The sequence below is a fragment of the Pseudomonas sp. GM17 genome, assembly GCF_000282175.2.
Taxonomy (GTDB): Bacteria; Pseudomonadota; Gammaproteobacteria; order Pseudomonadales; family Pseudomonadaceae; genus Aquipseudomonas; species Aquipseudomonas chlororaphis.
In genome coordinates this window covers 5909063-5924826 of sequence record NZ_CP124732.1, presented here as the reverse complement: position 1 = coordinate 5924826, position 15764 = coordinate 5909063, and the positions used below count along the sequence as shown (strand labels likewise).

Sequence of the window (15764 nt, the reverse complement as noted above, 5' to 3'; positions counted from 1 at the left end):
GTCATGCGAACGTGCCGTCGTGCTCTAACTGTCTTGGCTCTCAGCCTCGCGCCGCTTTCGGTGTGGGCTGCGGTTCCTGTGGTCGATAACAACTCGGGCTATAACAATAGCGGAGGCAGTTATCCGCCAGCGGGTTATGGCACGAACGGCGCCTATGCCGGGGGAGGGGTTTCGACCCCTGTCTCGGCACAGGGCGAGCTGTTCCAGCAACTGCAGCAAATGCAGGATCAAATCGCTCGGCAGCAAGGTGTGATTGAAGTACTGCAAAACGATATTGCGCGTATGAAGCAGGAAAGCCTGGAGCGTTACCAGGATCTTGATCGACGCATTGGAGCGGGCGGTGCACCTGCCGCGACTCCTGATAATTCTTCTGCCGGTGGCGATGCCAGTGCCGCCGGTGCAGCTGCCGGGGCTGCCTCGCAAGCTCCAGCGGCAAGCAGTGAACCGGGCGATCCGGCGAAGGAAAAGCTGTATTACGAAGCAGCCTTCGACCTGATCAAGGCCAAGGATTTCGACAAGGCCAGCCAGGCTTTCGCCGCGTTCCTGCGCAAATACCCAAACAGCCAATACGCGGGTAATGCCCAGTACTGGTTGGGCGAAGTGAACCTGGCCAAAGGCGACCTGCAAGGTGCCGGCCAGGCATTTGCCAAGGTTTCCCAGCTGTATCCGAAGCATGCCAAGGTGCCGGATTCGCTGTATAAGCTGGCTGACGTAGAGCGCCGTCTGGGCCACACTGACAAGGTCAAGGGCATTCTGCAGCAGGTGGTGGCCCAATATCCGGGTACTTCCGCCGCCCAGCTGGCTCAGCGCGATCTGCAACGTATGTAATCGAGTTTGAGCTGTTTTGAAGAAACCCGCGCTTGCCGCGGGTTTTTTCGTTAGAATCCATGCCCTTTTTATGAAACACGCTTCCTGGGATTACCGTGTTTGCGGGATTCCTCGAGGTGCCTGACGGAGGCGGACAGCCTGTTTAGCTGTTACGCCCGTGGCGACTATGCAAGACACATTGAGAATTACCGAAGTTTTCTACTCGTTGCAGGGTGAAACTCGGACTGCCGGCCTGCCCACGGTATTTGTGCGCCTGACCGGTTGTCCGCTGCGTTGCCAATACTGCGACAGTGCCTACGCCTTCAGCGGTGGCAGCATCCGCACCCTCGAGAGCATTCTCGAGCAGGTCGCCGGTTTCCGCCCGCGTTATGTCTGTGTGACCGGTGGCGAGCCTCTGGCGCAGCCTAATGCCATTCCCTTGCTCAAGCAGCTGTGTGACGCCGGTTACGAAGTCTCGCTGGAAACCAGCGGAGCCCTGGATATTTCCGCGGTCGATCCGCGTGTCAGTCGAGTGCTCGACCTGAAGACGCCGGGGTCGCAGGAAGCTCAGCGCAATCGTTACGAAAACATCGAACTGCTGACGCCGAACGATCAGGTCAAGTTTGTTATCTGTTCCCGCGAGGACTATGACTGGGCGGTTTCCAAGCTGATCCAGTATGGTCTGGAACGGCGGGCGGGCGAGGTGCTGTTCTCGCCGAGCCATCACGACCTGAATGCGCGCGATCTGGCGGACTGGATCGTTGCGGACAACCTGCCGGTGCGCCTGCAATTGCAGCTGCATAAATACCTTTGGAATGACGAGCCGGGGCGCTGATATGAATGAACAAGTTGCCACTGAAAAGCGTGCAGTAATCCTGCTGTCCGGCGGTCTGGACTCGGCCACCGTAGTGGCCATAGCCCGCGCCGAAGGGTATCGCTGCTACACCATGAGCTTCGATTACGGCCAGCGTCATCGCGCCGAGTTGCAGGCGGCTGAACGTGTCGCTCACGACCTGGGTGTGGTGGAGCACAAGGTGATCGGCCTCAACCTCAACGGTATCGGCGGCTCCGCGCTGACTGACAGCTCCATCGATGTGCCCGAGGCTCCGAGCGAAGGGATCCCCATCACCTACGTGCCGGCGCGTAACACCGTGTTCCTGTCCCTGGCACTGGGCTGGGCGGAAGTGCTGGGCGCGCGGGACATCTTTATTGGCGTCAACGCCGTGGACTATTCGGGGTATCCGGATTGCCGTCCGGAGTTTGTCGAGGCCTTCGAGCGCATGGCCAACCTGGCGACCAAGGCCGGGGTAGAGGGGCAGGGGTTCCGTATCCAGGCACCGCTGCAGAACCTGAGCAAGGCCGATATCGTCAAGGCGGGCGTCAAGCTCGGGGTTGATTACGGCCTGACCGTGTCCTGCTACCAGGCCGATGATCAAGGGCGTGCCTGCGGCAAATGCGACAGCTGCCGTCTGCGTGCAGAAGGTTTTGCCGCGGCCGGTGTTAGCGATCCAACACCTTATTTTTGATTTTTTTCATATTGGGTGTTGAATTCTTTTTATAAATCAGTATTATACGCGCCACCACACAGCGGGTCGTTAGCTCAGTTGGTAGAGCAGTTGGCTTTTAACCAATTGGTCGTAGGTTCGAATCCCACACGACCCACCATTTTCTAGCAGTATTTAAAATCCGAAAGGCCCACGAAAGTGAGGATTTTCGGGTTTTTTTTTGCCTGCAGAAAATGTAATGGCGCACTGGATTGGCCTGTTCAGCGACCTTCGATACGCAGCGGCAGGCTGTCGATCACCTGTGACAGCGTTTGCTCCAGTTCCACCTCTTCTTTTTTTACCCGTTCCGGGATTCTTCGACGTTGTCGGTATTCGCTGGGGCTGGCGCCCGCGAATTGCTTGAAGGCGCGGGCAAAGTAGGACGGGTCCTTGAAGCCGACCTCATAGCCGATGCTGGTGATGGGCATCTGGCTGTTGTCGAGCAGATTCTTGGCGCAATCCATGCGTTTGCTCAGGATGTAGTCCATGAATCCCAGGCCATGGACCTCCTTGAACAGCCGGCTGAAGCGAAACGTGGTCATGCCGCAACGCTTAGCCAGCTCTTTCTGGTCGATGCTTTCACGAAAATTCTGCTCGATGTACAGCAGCACATCGCTGAGTGCCTGATGTTTCTGGTGCTCTACGGTCAGTCGGATGCTGTCCGGCAGGGACGGGCCGTGTTCGATCTGTAGCGTCTTGTTGCCGGGGCCGCTGCTGTGGCGCAGTTCGTAGAGTTGCTTCAGCGCATGCAGGAAGCGCCGGATCTCGGCACTCGAGAGAGGGAGCACCATGTATTCCCAGACACGCGAGCGCATGGCCCAGACGGCGAGTTCTTCGGAGTGTTGCACCGTGAACATGGCGATGGGAATGGAGGGAATCTTGTGTTTGATCTCCAGCAACAGATTGAGCCCCGGCATGTCCGGGCGGTCATAGTGCATGCAGATCATGTCCGGTAGAGGATGGGTGTCCTTTTCGGGCAGGGACGCATCTGTCGACACCCGGCAATCGCAGGTTGGGCGAAACAGCGCGATCAGTTCTTCAGAGGACCGGTCGCGCGTGAGGTCGAACCATAAAAGAAAGGGTTTTTGGGCCGACTCAGGTTTCATTTCCTTATTCCTTCCTGGTGTCTCGCTGTCACTTCCTGGGCTGTCAGTATCGCCACTGGGCTTTGCGGGCAAAGGATCAAGTTCTGATAACGCTTCATGGATTTTCTTGATTACCTTCTATGTCTGACAGCGAGATAAGAGTCACAGGCAGCTCCTTGCTGTTGCGATCGCCTTTTCTTGCAGCACTGGGCACAGCTGAATCAATTTAGTGTTATATGAGAACAGTTCCCTTTCTGAAAAATTCCATCTGCCAGGTTTAGTTTCACTGGAGTTTCTTTGCTGTCTTGCCAAGGGGCGCAAAAAAGTCCTAGAAACCGACAATAAACTCCTAACTCTTTGTGTTAGCCCCTGACTAGGATTCAGTCAGGCGGCACAAATACTGATCGCCTTAAAGCAACTTTTCTTATATGAGGTGAACAAGATGAATCTGCAAACAATCAAAACCTCGGTGCTGGCATTCATCAAGGACGAAGAGGGTCTGACCATCGTGGAATACGCCGTGGCCGGAGGCCTGATCACCCTGGGCGCCGTTGCCGCGTTCGTGACTCTGGGGGGCAACGTGGCCACCGCCATTACCAGCCTGGGTTGTGCCGTTCAGGGCCAGGTGTGCTGACGACAGCCGTTGTGCCGGATCCTCGGCCCTGGGCTGGAGCTGCTTGTCGCTCGTACGCGGCCAGACTTCTCGGGTCTGGCTGCGACGAGCGGTTTCCCTCGGGCTGAGGCCGTACCTGTGGTGCATGTGTGTTTCCGCCGTTGTTCTGTCTGCACCCGCCTGGACAGGATGGAGCCTTCTCAATCGGTATGTGCAGTCAGCGCACAGTAGATGACGGATGGCTCCCGTCTTGCTATCGAGCGAGTTCAAATCGTCAAAGTGACCTTTGGCCGAGCACCGCTCCATCGCTCTGCCGCAGCCTGCAAATTCTCTTTCCAGCTTCAGGAGTATCGTCGCTGTATTGCTCGCGTGAAGATCAAATCCTGATATGGAAGCCCCGGTTTACTTCGTTTCGCACTATGGTTTGGGTGCAGCGAATATGGTCGGGGCTTTTGTCTTTGTCGGCCAGTGCTCAGGCCGGTCTTGCATCGACGGCGAGATTGTTTCAAGGCGACTCTTCAATTATTCCTTCCTTAGATAAATCATCTGTTCCTTGTGTTGTTCCTGGTGCTTTTTTGCATCTTTCAACAACAGCAATAAAGTCCTAACGATCAGCAAAAATCTCCTAACCCTTCCAATGCTTCCCTGACTAATGTTCAACCAGGCAGTACGACAGTGCTGCTCTTACATAAAAACACTTGAGTGAGGTGGGAAAATGAATCTGCAAACGATCAAGACTTCGATCATCAAGTTCGCCAAAGACGAAGACGGCCTGACCATTGTGGAATATGCAGTGGCCGGCGGCCTGATCACTTTGGGCGCTGTTGCTGCATTTATCACCCTGGGCGGCAACGTGGCCACTGCCATCACCAGCCTGGGATGCGCTGTCCAGGGGCAAGTCTGCTAACGCCAACTTCCACCGAGGGCTGCAGTCATGGGCAAAGAGCAATTATTCGTTGTTGCATTGATGCTGGGACTGCTGGGGATTGCGGTGGTGAGCGATCTTCGTCGCCACCGTATTCCCAACCTCTTGGTGCTGTTGGGGCTGGGGCTGGGGATTGCCGGCCAGGTCTACTCCTCAGGCGTCATCGGGTTTGGTTATGGACTGCTGGGCATGTTGATCGGTTTCGCCGTTTTTCTCCCCCTGTACGCCTTTGGCGGGATGGCGGCCGGCGACGTCAAGCTCATGGCCATGGTTGGCACTTTTCTCACTCCGCAGCACGCCCTCTGGGCTGCGTTTTTCAGCCTGATCGCCGGCGGTGCGTGCGGGGTACTGATTGTGTTGGTACGTGGTCAAGTTCAACAGACCATGGGGCGCTACTGGCAGATTTTGAGAGCCAGGGCCTATTTTTCGCCGGCGGACGATGAAGTGGCCGGCAAACCCTTTCCCTATTCGGTTGCGATCCTGCTCGGCACATTGGCCAGCTTTCTCTGGTTGCCCCTTGGCCAGTAGCTCAGGAGAACATTATGTACGCCATCAGTAACAGCCGTCCGACCGGCAATGACCGGGAAGCAGTGCAGCGACTGGCTCCACAGCCACGCACGATCCTTGAGACCGGGCTGGCCGACAATTTCCTGGGAGACCTGGTCTGCAAGCATTTGCACGATGCGGGTGTACTGGACATGCCCCGACTGGTAGAGCGCCTGGCGCTGACGGGAGCAGTGATTGAAGAAGTCCTGACCTTCCTGCGTCAGGATCACCGGGTCGAGATCCTCGGCCAAGCCGGTGGCCAGGGCTTGCGCTACGGGCTGACCGAGCGCGGCCGCAATGCTGCCCGCGATGCCTTGTCGCGCAGTGGTTATATCGGCGCGGCGCCCTTTCCGGTGAGCGCCTACCGCTCGCTGCTCAAGGTACAGACCATTCACCATGGCCGTATCAGCGCTCGGGACATGCAGGCTTCCTTCGGCTCCATGGTGCTGGCGCAGAACATGCTCGATCAGTTGGGCGTGGCCCTGAATTCCGGGCGCGCCATCATGATTTACGGGCCGGCGGGGACGGGCAAGACCTATGTCAGCAGTCGCTTGATCCGGCTGTTTTCCGAGTCCGTCTGGGTGCCCCATGCGATTGCGATCAACGATGCGGTGATCGAGATCTACGACCCCCAGGTACACCGGCGCCTGGATGTCGGCGATCCGCAGTACAGCCTGATGCTCAATGAAGGGATCGACCGCCGGCTCCTGTGCTGCGAACGGCCGATCGTCATCACCGGCGGCGAGCTGACCATGGAACAGTTGGATATCCGCTACGACCCCTTCACTCGCCAATACCAGGCACCGTTGCAGCTCAAGGCCAGCAATGGCCTGTTCGTCATCGACGACATGGGGCGCCAGCGCATGGCGCCCGCGGAATTGCTCAATCGCTGGATCGTACCGATGGAGGAGAAACGCGATTTCCTCAACCTCGGCGGCGGGCGGCACTGCGAGTTGCCGTTCGACCTGATCCTGGTGTTTTCCACCAACCTGAACCCGTTGGAACTGGCCGACGAGGCGTTCCTGCGGCGGATTGGCTACAAGCTGCAGTTCGGCTACCTCAAGCCCGAGGAGTACGAACGTATCTGGATTCAAGAGACAGAGCGCCTGAACATCCAATACGACCCGCTGCTGTTGCGCTACGTCCTGGATGAACTCTATGGCGTTGAAAACATGCCGCTGGTGCCTTGCCACCCACGGGATCTCTTGAGCATGGCGCTCGATCGCCAGCGTTATCTGGGCGCCAGCGGACCCCTGTCAACCCTGGAACTGGAGTGGGCATGGCACAGCTACTTCGTCCAGCTCGACTTTCTTTGAGTAAGGAGATTTCGACATGAGTTCTCGTACTTTCACACTGGTGACCCTGTCCGTGGTTCTGGGCCTGGGCGCGGCATGGATGGCCAACAGCTGGCTCAATGCAAGGCTCAATGCCACCCCCGACGATAACCAGCAGAACGTGGTGGTGGCGACCGTGGAAATCGCTTTCGGGCAAATGGTCGAGCCACAGCAGGTCGCGCTGGTCCGTATGCCCAAGGAGACAGTGCCCGAGGATGCTTTCGACGCGACCGAGAAGGTCGTGGGCAAGATCGCCACCTTCTCCATGTTGCGCGGCGACATCCTGCGCGGTGCGCGTCTGGCCGAACACTTGGGCGGCAGCACCCTGGCGTCGCTGATCGAGCCTACCAAGCGTGCGATCTCGGTCCGGGTGGACGACGTGGTCGGCGTGGGTGGGTTCCTGTTGCCAGGTAACCGGGTCGATGTGCTGGCTACCCGGCAGACCGGCAATACCGGCGACGCCGAATCCAAGACCATCCTGGAAGACCTGCGGGTGCTGGCAGTGGACCAGACGGCCAGTACCGACAAGACCCAACCGGTGGTTGTGCGTGCCGTGACCCTGGAAATGACCCCCCTCCAGGCCGAGGAATTGGTCAAGGGGATGGCGGCTGGCAAGCTGCAACTGGCCCTGCGCAATCCGCTGGACAACCAGAAGCAACCGGCGATGGTCGAGCCGGTCGCGATGATCCAGGAAGTACCTGCCCCTCCCGTGGTTCGGCCGATTGTCCGGCGTCGTGCCAGCGGCGACAGCGGGATCACGGTGATTCGTGGGATCGAGGTCAACGTTGTGAAGTCCCAGCTGTAAATGATCGGGTACGACATAAACCAACGATGAGGGCTTGATGATGAGCGCGCGTATCCAACAGCCATTGAGTGCATTTCCACGGCAACAGCGTGGAGCCATGCTCGTCCTGGTCGTGATAGCCCTGGCCTCGATGCTGCTGATGGGGGCCCTGGCGCTGGATGGCGGCCATATGCTGGTGAACAAGTCCCGCCTGCAAAATGCGGTGGATGCCGCGGCGCTGAGCGGTGCCAAGACCCTCAGCACGGTAATGGGCACGACAGGGGCCGCGACCCTGGCGCAGACCGCCGCGCTCAATACCCTGACCCTGAATGCCAGTGCCAGCGGCAATCAGGAGCTGGCCACCGCCATCGGCAACAATGTCGGCGGTTTTGCCACGGTGGAATTGGCGTCCACTGTCTATGGACCTTTCTCTTTCCCGGGGCCGGCCAATGCGAGCTATGTGCGGGTGACGGTCACGAACTATTCCCTGGCCGGATTCTTCTGGGGCGTCTTTCAGACCCTGGGCAATGGTGTCGGTAACAAGTTTGTGAGCGCGGTCGCTACCGCCGGGCCAAGCCCTGCCAGCCCTTGTGACCTAACGCCGCTGATGGTGTGCGGCGATCCAACGAAAAACAACCCGGCCACCGGGATGTTCTGGGGGTTCCAGTTCGGCGATGCGCAGGTGTTGAAAACTGCCGCGGGCAACAGCTCGCCGATTGGCCCCGGCAACTTCCAACTGCTCGATTTCGGCTCGGGCGGCAGTACGATCAGGCAGGGGCTGGCTGGCGGGATCAAGCAGTGCAACAGCGTCGGTTCGAATGTCCAGACCAAACCGGGGAACACTGTCGGGCCTGCCTCGCAGGGGCTCAATACGCGCTTCAACCAGTATTCCGGTGGCCTCAGCGCGGCGAACTATCCTCCGGACCTGGTGATCACGACCAACTCCAAGTCGTTCACTTACGACGATACGCTCAAGCAGATTCAGTACAACAGTCAGGCGGTTACCTCGAGCAGCGGCAATTTGTCCGCGGGCGGCAGCGCCTTGTACGACTACAACAACTGGGTGCAGGAGTCCGCCAACTGCGTTGCCGGTGGCGGCGGTGGCTGCCAGAACGGCGGGGCGTTCGAACGGCGGATCATCAAGATCGTGATCGGTGATTGCTCGGGCAAGAACGATGGGTCGTCCTCGATACCGGTGCTGGGTTTCGCCTGCTACTTCGTCCTGCAACCGGCATCGCAAAAGGGCAATGAGGCGCAGATATTCGGTCAGTTCGAGAAGGTGTGCGAAGGCGACAACGTGCCGGGTCCCAACCCGGCCAATACCACCGGGCCGCAGATCATCCAGCTGTACAAGACCTATATCGATAACAGCCAGACGCCAAGTACCGACTCTTAGGAGGTTTTATGGGACGCAGAGGATTCAGGTCGCCGCGCAACCAGAGCGGATTGGCGATGGTGGAGCTGGTGTTGACGCTGCCGCTGCTGTTGTTGCTGATGCTGACCTTCGCTGAGTTCGGCCGCATGTTGTTCCAGTACAACAGCCTGATGCAGGCCAGTCGCGACGCCGGGCGTTATGTCGCTGACAAGGCGTGGAACTCCACCCTCGGCAAGCTCGAGCTGAGCGGTACGCTGCAGACCCAGGCCAAGAACATCGCTGTCTATGGCGTGCCCGCCAATCCCAATGGCTACCCAGCGGCGGTGTCGGGGCTGACGCCGGCGAATGTCACGGTCACCGCGGTGGGGGCCGAGCATATCCAGGTCAGCATTACCTACACCTATGTGCCGGTGATCGGCAGTGCCTTGCCCGCCTTGTACGGCAGCAACGTACCGCTGGGCCTGGCCTTGACTTCCACTGTCGTCATGAGGGCCTTGTGATGAACGTCAAAGGTATGCGTGGGCTGTACACCGTCGAGTTCGCGATCACCAGCCTGGTGCTGTTCACCGTGCTGTTCGGTGTGCTGGAAATGGGCCGGCTGTACTTCACGGTCAATGCCCTGAATGAAACCGTGCGCCGCGGTGCGCGTCTGGCGGCAGTGTGCGATATCCAAGATCCGGTGATCCTGCGTCGGGCGATGTTCAACGCTTCGACCAACGGCGGTCCGAGCAGCCTGCTCAATAACCTGACGACCGCCAACCTGAACCTGGTTTATCTGGACGCCAACGGCGCGGTCGTCGCCAGCCCCAACGATCTGACCGGTACCAACGGCTTTGTCGCCATTCGTTATGTCCAGCTACAGGTATCCAATTTCAGTTTCAATCTGCTGATTCCTGGGTTCAACGGGGTGTTTGTCCTACCGGTATTCAGGTCGACCGTGCCACGTGAAAGCCTCGGTCGGCAGCCCCAGGCAGCAGTCACACCGGAGATCACGCCATGTTGAGTACCCGAGAAGCGCCCGTCGCTGCCGCTACTGAAAAGCAAGGCAAACGCCTGCTGATCAGTGGGCGCGACGTGACCACCTTGAATCATCTGAAAGCGTTGAGCCAAGGGTTGCCGAACTTGCAGGTAACCACTCGCCTGGTGAGCAACGGTCATACCGATCCGCTGTATGGGCTGGAGCAGATGCCCGACTTCCTGCTGTTGCGCGTCAGCCATCTGTGGCGCGAAGAGCTGGCGGCCTTGTTGCAGCACCCACTCAAGGAGCGCCCACCGCTATTGGTCTGCGGCCCGCTGGATGAGCGCGAGGGCATGCGCCTGGCGATGCAGGCCGGCGCCCGGGACTTTCTTCCCGAGCCGGTAGCGGCAGAAGAGTTGCAGGCGGCCATCGGCCGTATGCTCATGGAGGCCAATGCGGAGCAGGGGACCGGTGGCAAGCTGATTGCGGTGATGAACGCCAAAGGCGGTTCGGGAGCCTCGATGCTGGCTTGCAACCTGGCGCATCAGCTCTCCATCCGCGGTGGCAGGACCCTGCTGCTGGACCTGGACCTGCAGTTCGGCAGCGTGGCGCATTGCCTGGATGTGGTGCCTACCCACAGTCATGTGGATGTACTGAAGCAGGTCGAGTCCCTGGACAGCATCGCCTTGCGTGGCTATTGCAACCACTTCAGCCCGACCCTGCATGTGCTGGGCGGGCGTACCGGGGAGCTGTGCCTGACGCAGGATGTGCACCTGGATCAGCTGGAAAAACTGTTGCGCCTGGCCCGTGGGACCTACGACTGGGTCGTGGTGGATCTGCCACGACAGATCGATCACCTCACCGGCGTCACGCTCGAACAGGCCGATCGCATCTACGTCGTGCTGCAGCAGAGCCTGAGCCACCTGAAGGACGGTACCCGCCTGACCCGCATCCTGCGCGACGACCTGAATGTGCAGAGCAACCGGATACAGGTGGTGGTCAACCGCTACAACAAGGCCTCGCCAGTGAGCCTCAAGGATATTGCCGATGCCCTGCGCTGCACGACCCTGCAAGCCGTGCCCAATGACTATGCGGTGGTCAGCGAGAGTCAGAACACCGGTGTGCCGCTTGAGCTGCATGCGTCACGTTCGGGGGTGACCCTGGCCCTGCGTGAGCTGACCCAGAACCTGATCGGAATCGAGGTCGCCGAGAAGAGTTTGTTCAAACGTACCTTCAATCGTCTGTTCGGAGGCTAGGCCATGCTCAGCGACTTTCGTAATCGCCTGCGTCAGCAACCCGGTAAACAGGCACCGGCAGAAACGCAGGACGCGTCCCTCGACGGCAAAGAGTGCGCCAGCGTGCTCATGGCCTGGGAGGCCAGTGTGCCGGACCTGCTCTATGAAACCAGGACCAAGCTTGGCCCGATGGAGGCCGAGTGGCGGGAAAAGATCTACCAGCAGTTGCTCAAGGTCATGGACCTGTCGCTCCTTGATTCCCTGGAGCCGGCCGAAGCCGGGCGGCAGATCCGCGACATCTGCCAGCGCCTGCTCGACGAGCATTCGGCGCCGGTCAATTCCAGCAGCCGTCAGTTGATCCTCAAGCAGATCGCCGACGAGGTGCTTGGCCTCGGACCTTTGGAGCCGCTGCTGAACGATGCGAGTGTGTCCGACATCCTGGTCAACGGTCATGCCTCGGTGTACGTCGAGCGCTTCGGCAAGCTGCAAAGAACGGATGTGCGTTTTCGCGACGACCAGCACCTGCTGAATATCATCGATCGCATCGTTTCCAGCCTGGGGCGGCGCATCGATGAGTCCTCGCCGCTGGTGGACGCTCGCCTGAAGGACGGTTCGCGGGTCAACGCCATCATTCCACCGCTGGCCATCGACGGGCCGAGCATGTCGATCCGCCGCTTCGCCGTGGACTTGCTCAACACCGAGAGCCTGGTGCAGATGGGTACCCTGACCCCGGGTATCGCCCTGATGCTCAAGGCCATCGTCCGCGGCCGGCTGAATGTCCTGATCTCCGGGGGGACCGGCAGCGGCAAGACCACCATGCTCAACGTGTTGTCCAGTTTCATTCCGCACAACGAGCGGATCGTGACCATCGAAGACTCGGCCGAGCTGCAACTGCAGCAGCCCCATGTGGTACGCCTGGAAACCCGTCCGTCGAACATCGAGGGCCGTGGCGAGGTGGGTCAGCGGGAGCTGGTGCGCAACAGCCTGCGTATGCGCCCGGACCGCATCGTCATCGGTGAGGTGCGTGGCGCCGAGGCGCTGGACATGTTGACGGCGATGAATACCGGCCACGACGGCTCGCTGACCACCATCCACGCCAACACCGCCCGCGATGCCCTGGGACGGATCGAGAACATGGTGTCGATGACGGGGGCGACCTTTCCGATCAAGGCCTTGCGTCAGCAGATCGCTTCGGCCATCGGTGTGGTCATCCAGTTGGAGCGGCAGGAGGACGGCACGCGGCGGCTGGTCAGCGTGCAGGAAATCAACGGCATGGAAGGGGAAATCATCACCATGACCGAGATCTTCTCTTTCGTGCGCAGTGGTCTGGGCGAGAAAGGCGAGGTCCTGGGCGAATTCCGCCCCACCGGCATGGTTCCGGCGTTTCGTGATGTGCTGGCCAAACGGGGCATCGAGCTGCCGCTCAGCCTGTTCCGGCCAGACTGGATGGAGGGCTAGTCATGCATCAGATCCCCAGCGAGTTCATCCTGGCGTTTCTCGGCATGGTGTTCACCGCCATATTCCTGCTCAGCCAGAGCGTGGCGGTGCCGGTGTTCGGCGAGGCCGGCAAGGTGCGCAAGCGTATCCGCAGTCGCCTCGACCTGCTGGAACGGGCCAGTAACCTGGAGAACATGCAGTCGGTACTGCGCCAGAAATACCTGCGTCGCCTGTCCCCGCTGGAGGCGCGTCTGGAGCAATTGCCAGCGATGGAGGCCCTGGCGCAAATGATCGAGCAGGCCGGGCATGAGTACCGCGCCTATCGGGTGCTGATGCTCAGCCTGGTCCTGATGATGGTGGCTGGCATGGGGACGTGGCTGTTCACGCAGCTGTGGTGGGCGGCGCTCCCGGCTGCTGCTATGGCCTTCTGGCTGCCGGTGTTGAAAATCTCCCGGGACCGTAACAAACGCTTTGCCCTGTTCGAGGAGCAATTGCCGGATGCGCTGGATGCCATATGCCGGGCGCTGCGTGCCGGACATCCGTTCAACGAAACCCTGCAGTTGGTGGCCGACGAGCACAAGGGGCCGGTTGCCCACGAATTCGGCCTGACCTTTGCCGACATCAACTACGGCAACGATGTGCGTCGGGCCATGCTTGGCCTGCTGGAACGCATGCCGAGCATGACCGTGATGATGCTGGTGACCACTGTGCTGATCCATCGCGAGACGGGCGGCAACCTGACCGAGGTACTGGATCGTTTGAGCAGCCTGATTCGCGGCCGCTTCCGCTTTCAGCGCAAGGTCAAGACGCTCTCGGCCGAAGGGCGCATGTCGGGCTGGATCCTGGTGGCGATGCCTTTTGTACTGGCGGCGGGGATTGTGCTTTCGAGCCCGACCTATCTGCCTCTGCTCATCAATGAGCCGCTGGGACAGAAGATGGTGCTTGGCGCGTTTGTGGCGATGCTGGTGGGAATCTTCTGGATACGCAAGATCATCCGGATCCAGGTGTGAGCACAATCACTCGTAGGGGGTGAGGTCATGGAGTATCTGCTGAGTCTGATCAAAAGTGTGGTCGGTAGCGAGCAACTGGCGCGCCTGCTGTTCGCCGGGGCCATCGGCCTGAGCGTGGTGCTGGCCGTGGCGACCCTGATATTGCTGGTGCAGGGGTTGCAGGACCCGGTGCACCGCCGTCTTCTGCTGATCAAGCGCGGTCATGGCGGCGACGGTCACCGGCAGCAGGGCGCGCCGAGCAACCTGCAATTGATGCTGGAGCAGGTCGGCCAGCGTTTTGCCTCCGGTGAACAGGAGCAAGCCTCGGCGACCCGGACCTTGCTGATCCATGCGGGCTTTCGCTCCCCGGCCGCTGTCCAGATGTACTGGGCGGTGCGCCTGCTGACACCGTTGGCATTGGTGGCGCTGGCGGTCCTGGCGCTGCCGCTGATACCGAAGGTATCGCTGCTTCTGGGGACGGGGCTGGTGATCCTGGCGTTGGGGGTAGGCTGGCTGGTACCGGCCATCTATGTCGACAGCCGCAGGAACGCGCGGATGACCCGTTTGCTCGTCGCCTTTCCGGATGCGCTGGACTTGATGGTGGTCTGCGTGGAGTCAGGCCTTGCCTTGCCCCAGGCGATCGAGCGGGTATCGGAAGAGATAGCGGTCAGCCAGCCTGAGCTGGCCATGGAGCTGGCACTGGTCAACTCCGAGATCCGGGCCGGGATTCCCAGTACCGAAGCGCTCAAGCATCTGGCCGAGCGTACTGGGCTGGAAGACATTCGCGGGCTGGTGAGTCTGCTGGCGCAGAGCATTCGCTTCGGGACCAGCGTGGGGACGACCCTGCGTGTCTATGCCGAGGAGTTTCGTGACCGGCGCACCCAGCAGGCCGAAGAGAAAGCCGCGAAAATCGGCACCAAGCTGGTGTTTCCGCTGATCTTCTGCCTGTGGCCAAGCTTCTTTCTGGTAGCCATAGGACCGGCGATCATCGGCGTCTTCAAAGTATTCGGGAAGTTATGAAAGAGGGGAGGGGCAAGGGCCATCGGTATGGATGGCATTGCCCCCTCTGAACTGAACGCCATCGTGACTTGCTGTCACTTCGAACCACCTGACCCACCCGAACCTACGTACTCCTTGTAGTACTCGGGGATCGGGTGTTTGTAGTTGTCCAGCCAGCGCTGCAGGGTCAGTTCCCGTTCGCTGGGCGAGGCGTTCTGCGGGATGAGCGACTTGACCTGGTTACGACTCTGCAGCAGCAGCCAGGTTTCGGTCGACTGTTGTGACAGGGAGGCCGGGCCGGGTTCGATAGCCTGGGTCACCAGCGGAAGAAGCAAGAGTCCCAGGCAGCTAAGCGTTTGGTATTTCATCACTACCTCTGCGTTATTGGTTGATTGACACTCGATGGCGACGAATCCGTTGCAGTGACTGCCTGATCCTTAGCTGACTTCTTCGTCGCGTTCCTGAGTTTTTCGGCCCGCTCCTTGGCACTGGTGACTTGTTCGGGTTTCAGGCCGGCACGATTGACCAGGTCCGAGGCCTGTTTCCAGTTGCCTTGATAAATCAGCAAGGTCACCAGGTTGAGGGTTGCCAGCTGGTTGTCCTGTTTCAGCTCCATGGCCGTGAGGAACTCAAAGCGGGCCTGGTTGGTATTCCCCTGGTTGAGGTAGACCACCCCCAGATCGTTGCGGATTTTCTCGTCGGTGGGGGACAGCCGTGCCGCTCGCGTCAGATGTTCCAGGGCCAGAGCGTTATCGTTGCGTGACGCTGCCAGTTGGCCCAGGCCATGCTCGCCTTCGGCGGCCAGGCAGGTGCTGAGCAGGCTGCGGTACAGGGGTTCGGCCTCGCTTTGGCCGAGCTGGCGATAGACCTTGGCCTTGCGCATGCGAACCTGTGCCAGGTCATCCGGCAGGCGTTGCAGATTGGCCAGGCCGGCATGCAGCTTGCCTTCGCCGATCATGTCGTCGGCCAGGCTCAGCGACAGTTCCTGATCCGAATCCAGCTTGCTGCATGCCTGTTTCGACCAGGCACCGCCGCCATTCGTGGCACAGCCGCCGAGCATGAGCAGCCCTAAGGCAGCAATGACTACTTTCATTTTTCCCTCCTGGAACAATCCGATTGTCGAGGAATGGCCG

The 15764-nt window shown here is 59.9% G+C and carries 18 protein-coding genes and 1 tRNA gene; 16 read left to right on the top strand and 3 right to left on the bottom strand.

Going from position 1 to position 15764, the window contains the following annotated elements:
• Positions 1–3 precede the first annotated feature (3 nt).
• From ybgF to PMI20_RS26400, 4 genes are all read left to right on the top strand, one after another.
• Entirely contained in the window at positions 4–828 is an 825-nt protein-coding gene (ybgF, locus tag PMI20_RS26415) for a tol-pal system protein YbgF (RefSeq protein WP_007931106.1), read from the top strand.
• 166 nt (positions 829–994) lie between these two features.
• Positions 995–1642 (top strand): 7-carboxy-7-deazaguanine synthase QueE, encoded by a 648-nt coding sequence (gene queE / locus PMI20_RS26410; protein WP_007931105.1) that lies wholly within the window; start codon positions 995–997, stop codon positions 1640–1642.
• Between the two features lies 1 nt (position 1643).
• The gene (gene queC, locus PMI20_RS26405; RefSeq protein WP_007931104.1) at positions 1644–2333 is read left to right on the top strand and encodes a 7-cyano-7-deazaguanine synthase QueC; all 690 of its coding nucleotides are present in this window, start codon (positions 1644–1646) and stop codon (positions 2331–2333) included.
• A 63-nt stretch (positions 2334–2396) separates the two neighbouring features.
• Positions 2397–2472 (top strand) — tRNA-Lys (locus PMI20_RS26400).
• Positions 2473–2572: 100 nt separating this feature from the next.
• Here the strand turns inward: PMI20_RS26400 and PMI20_RS26395 are convergent.
• The gene (locus PMI20_RS26395; protein ID WP_007931103.1) at positions 2573–3457 is read right to left on the bottom strand and encodes a helix-turn-helix domain-containing protein; all 885 of its coding nucleotides are present in this window, start codon (positions 3455–3457) and stop codon (positions 2573–2575) included.
• Between the two features lie 421 nt (positions 3458–3878).
• On the opposite strand from PMI20_RS26395, the gene PMI20_RS26390 reads away from it, so the two are divergent.
• The 12 genes from PMI20_RS26390 (at position 3879) to PMI20_RS26335 (ending at position 14652) form a co-directional block, all read left to right on the top strand.
• Positions 3879–4070 carry a Flp family type IVb pilin gene (locus PMI20_RS26390; RefSeq protein WP_007931102.1) on the top strand — a complete coding sequence of 64 codons (192 nt, stop codon included), beginning with the start codon at positions 3879–3881 and terminating at the stop codon, positions 4068–4070.
• Between the two features lie 694 nt (positions 4071–4764).
• Complete coding sequence (locus tag PMI20_RS26385; RefSeq protein ID WP_007931101.1) at positions 4765–4956, top strand: Flp family type IVb pilin; 192 nt, start codon at positions 4765–4767, stop codon at positions 4954–4956.
• 27 nt (positions 4957–4983) lie between these two features.
• Positions 4984–5502 carry an A24 family peptidase gene (locus PMI20_RS26380; RefSeq protein ID WP_007931099.1) on the top strand — a complete coding sequence of 173 codons (519 nt, stop codon included), beginning with the start codon at positions 4984–4986 and terminating at the stop codon, positions 5500–5502.
• Positions 5503–5516: 14 nt separating this feature from the next.
• The gene (locus PMI20_RS26375) at positions 5517–6836 is read left to right on the top strand and encodes a DUF8689 domain-containing protein (RefSeq protein ID WP_007931096.1); all 1320 of its coding nucleotides are present in this window, start codon (positions 5517–5519) and stop codon (positions 6834–6836) included.
• Between the two features lie 16 nt (positions 6837–6852).
• Positions 6853–7659 (top strand): Flp pilus assembly protein CpaB, encoded by an 807-nt coding sequence (cpaB, locus tag PMI20_RS26370; RefSeq protein ID WP_007931094.1) that lies wholly within the window; start codon positions 6853–6855, stop codon positions 7657–7659.
• Between the two features lie 37 nt (positions 7660–7696).
• On the top strand, positions 7697–9034 hold the full coding sequence (locus PMI20_RS26365; protein WP_007931093.1) for a TadE/TadG family type IV pilus assembly protein: 1338 nt from the start codon (positions 7697–7699) through the stop codon (positions 9032–9034).
• 8 nt (positions 9035–9042) lie between these two features.
• A complete protein-coding gene (locus PMI20_RS26360) occupies positions 9043–9513 on the top strand; it encodes a TadE/TadG family type IV pilus assembly protein (RefSeq protein ID WP_007931091.1) in 471 nt (156 codons plus the stop codon).
• Positions 9513–10016 carry a TadE/TadG family type IV pilus assembly protein gene (locus PMI20_RS26355; RefSeq protein WP_007931090.1) on the top strand — a complete coding sequence of 168 codons (504 nt, stop codon included), beginning with the start codon at positions 9513–9515 and terminating at the stop codon, positions 10014–10016. The genes PMI20_RS26360 and PMI20_RS26355 overlap by 1 nt, the downstream gene beginning before the upstream one ends.
• Positions 10010–11227, top strand: coding sequence for an AAA family ATPase (locus PMI20_RS26350; RefSeq protein ID WP_007931087.1), 1218 nt, complete (start codon positions 10010–10012; stop codon positions 11225–11227). Before PMI20_RS26355 ends, PMI20_RS26350 begins: the two co-directional genes overlap by 7 nt.
• A gap of 3 nt (positions 11228–11230) precedes the next feature.
• Entirely contained in the window at positions 11231–12664 is a 1434-nt protein-coding gene (locus PMI20_RS26345; protein ID WP_007931085.1) for a TadA family conjugal transfer-associated ATPase, read from the top strand.
• Positions 12665–12666: 2 nt separating this feature from the next.
• Positions 12667–13653, top strand: a complete 987-nt coding sequence (locus PMI20_RS26340) for a type II secretion system F family protein (protein WP_007931084.1) — start codon at positions 12667–12669, stop codon at positions 13651–13653.
• 27 nt (positions 13654–13680) lie between these two features.
• Positions 13681–14652, top strand: coding sequence for a type II secretion system F family protein (locus PMI20_RS26335; RefSeq protein ID WP_007931083.1), 972 nt, complete (start codon positions 13681–13683; stop codon positions 14650–14652).
• A 74-nt stretch (positions 14653–14726) separates the two neighbouring features.
• Here the strand turns inward: PMI20_RS26335 and PMI20_RS26330 are convergent, their stop codons facing one another.
• A complete protein-coding gene (locus tag PMI20_RS26330; protein ID WP_007931082.1) occupies positions 14727–14999 on the bottom strand; it encodes a DUF3613 domain-containing protein in 273 nt (90 codons plus the stop codon).
• Between the two features lie 2 nt (positions 15000–15001).
• A complete protein-coding gene (locus PMI20_RS26325) occupies positions 15002–15724 on the bottom strand; it encodes a tetratricopeptide repeat protein (protein ID WP_007931081.1) in 723 nt (240 codons plus the stop codon).
• Positions 15725–15764: the final 40 nt, after the last annotated feature.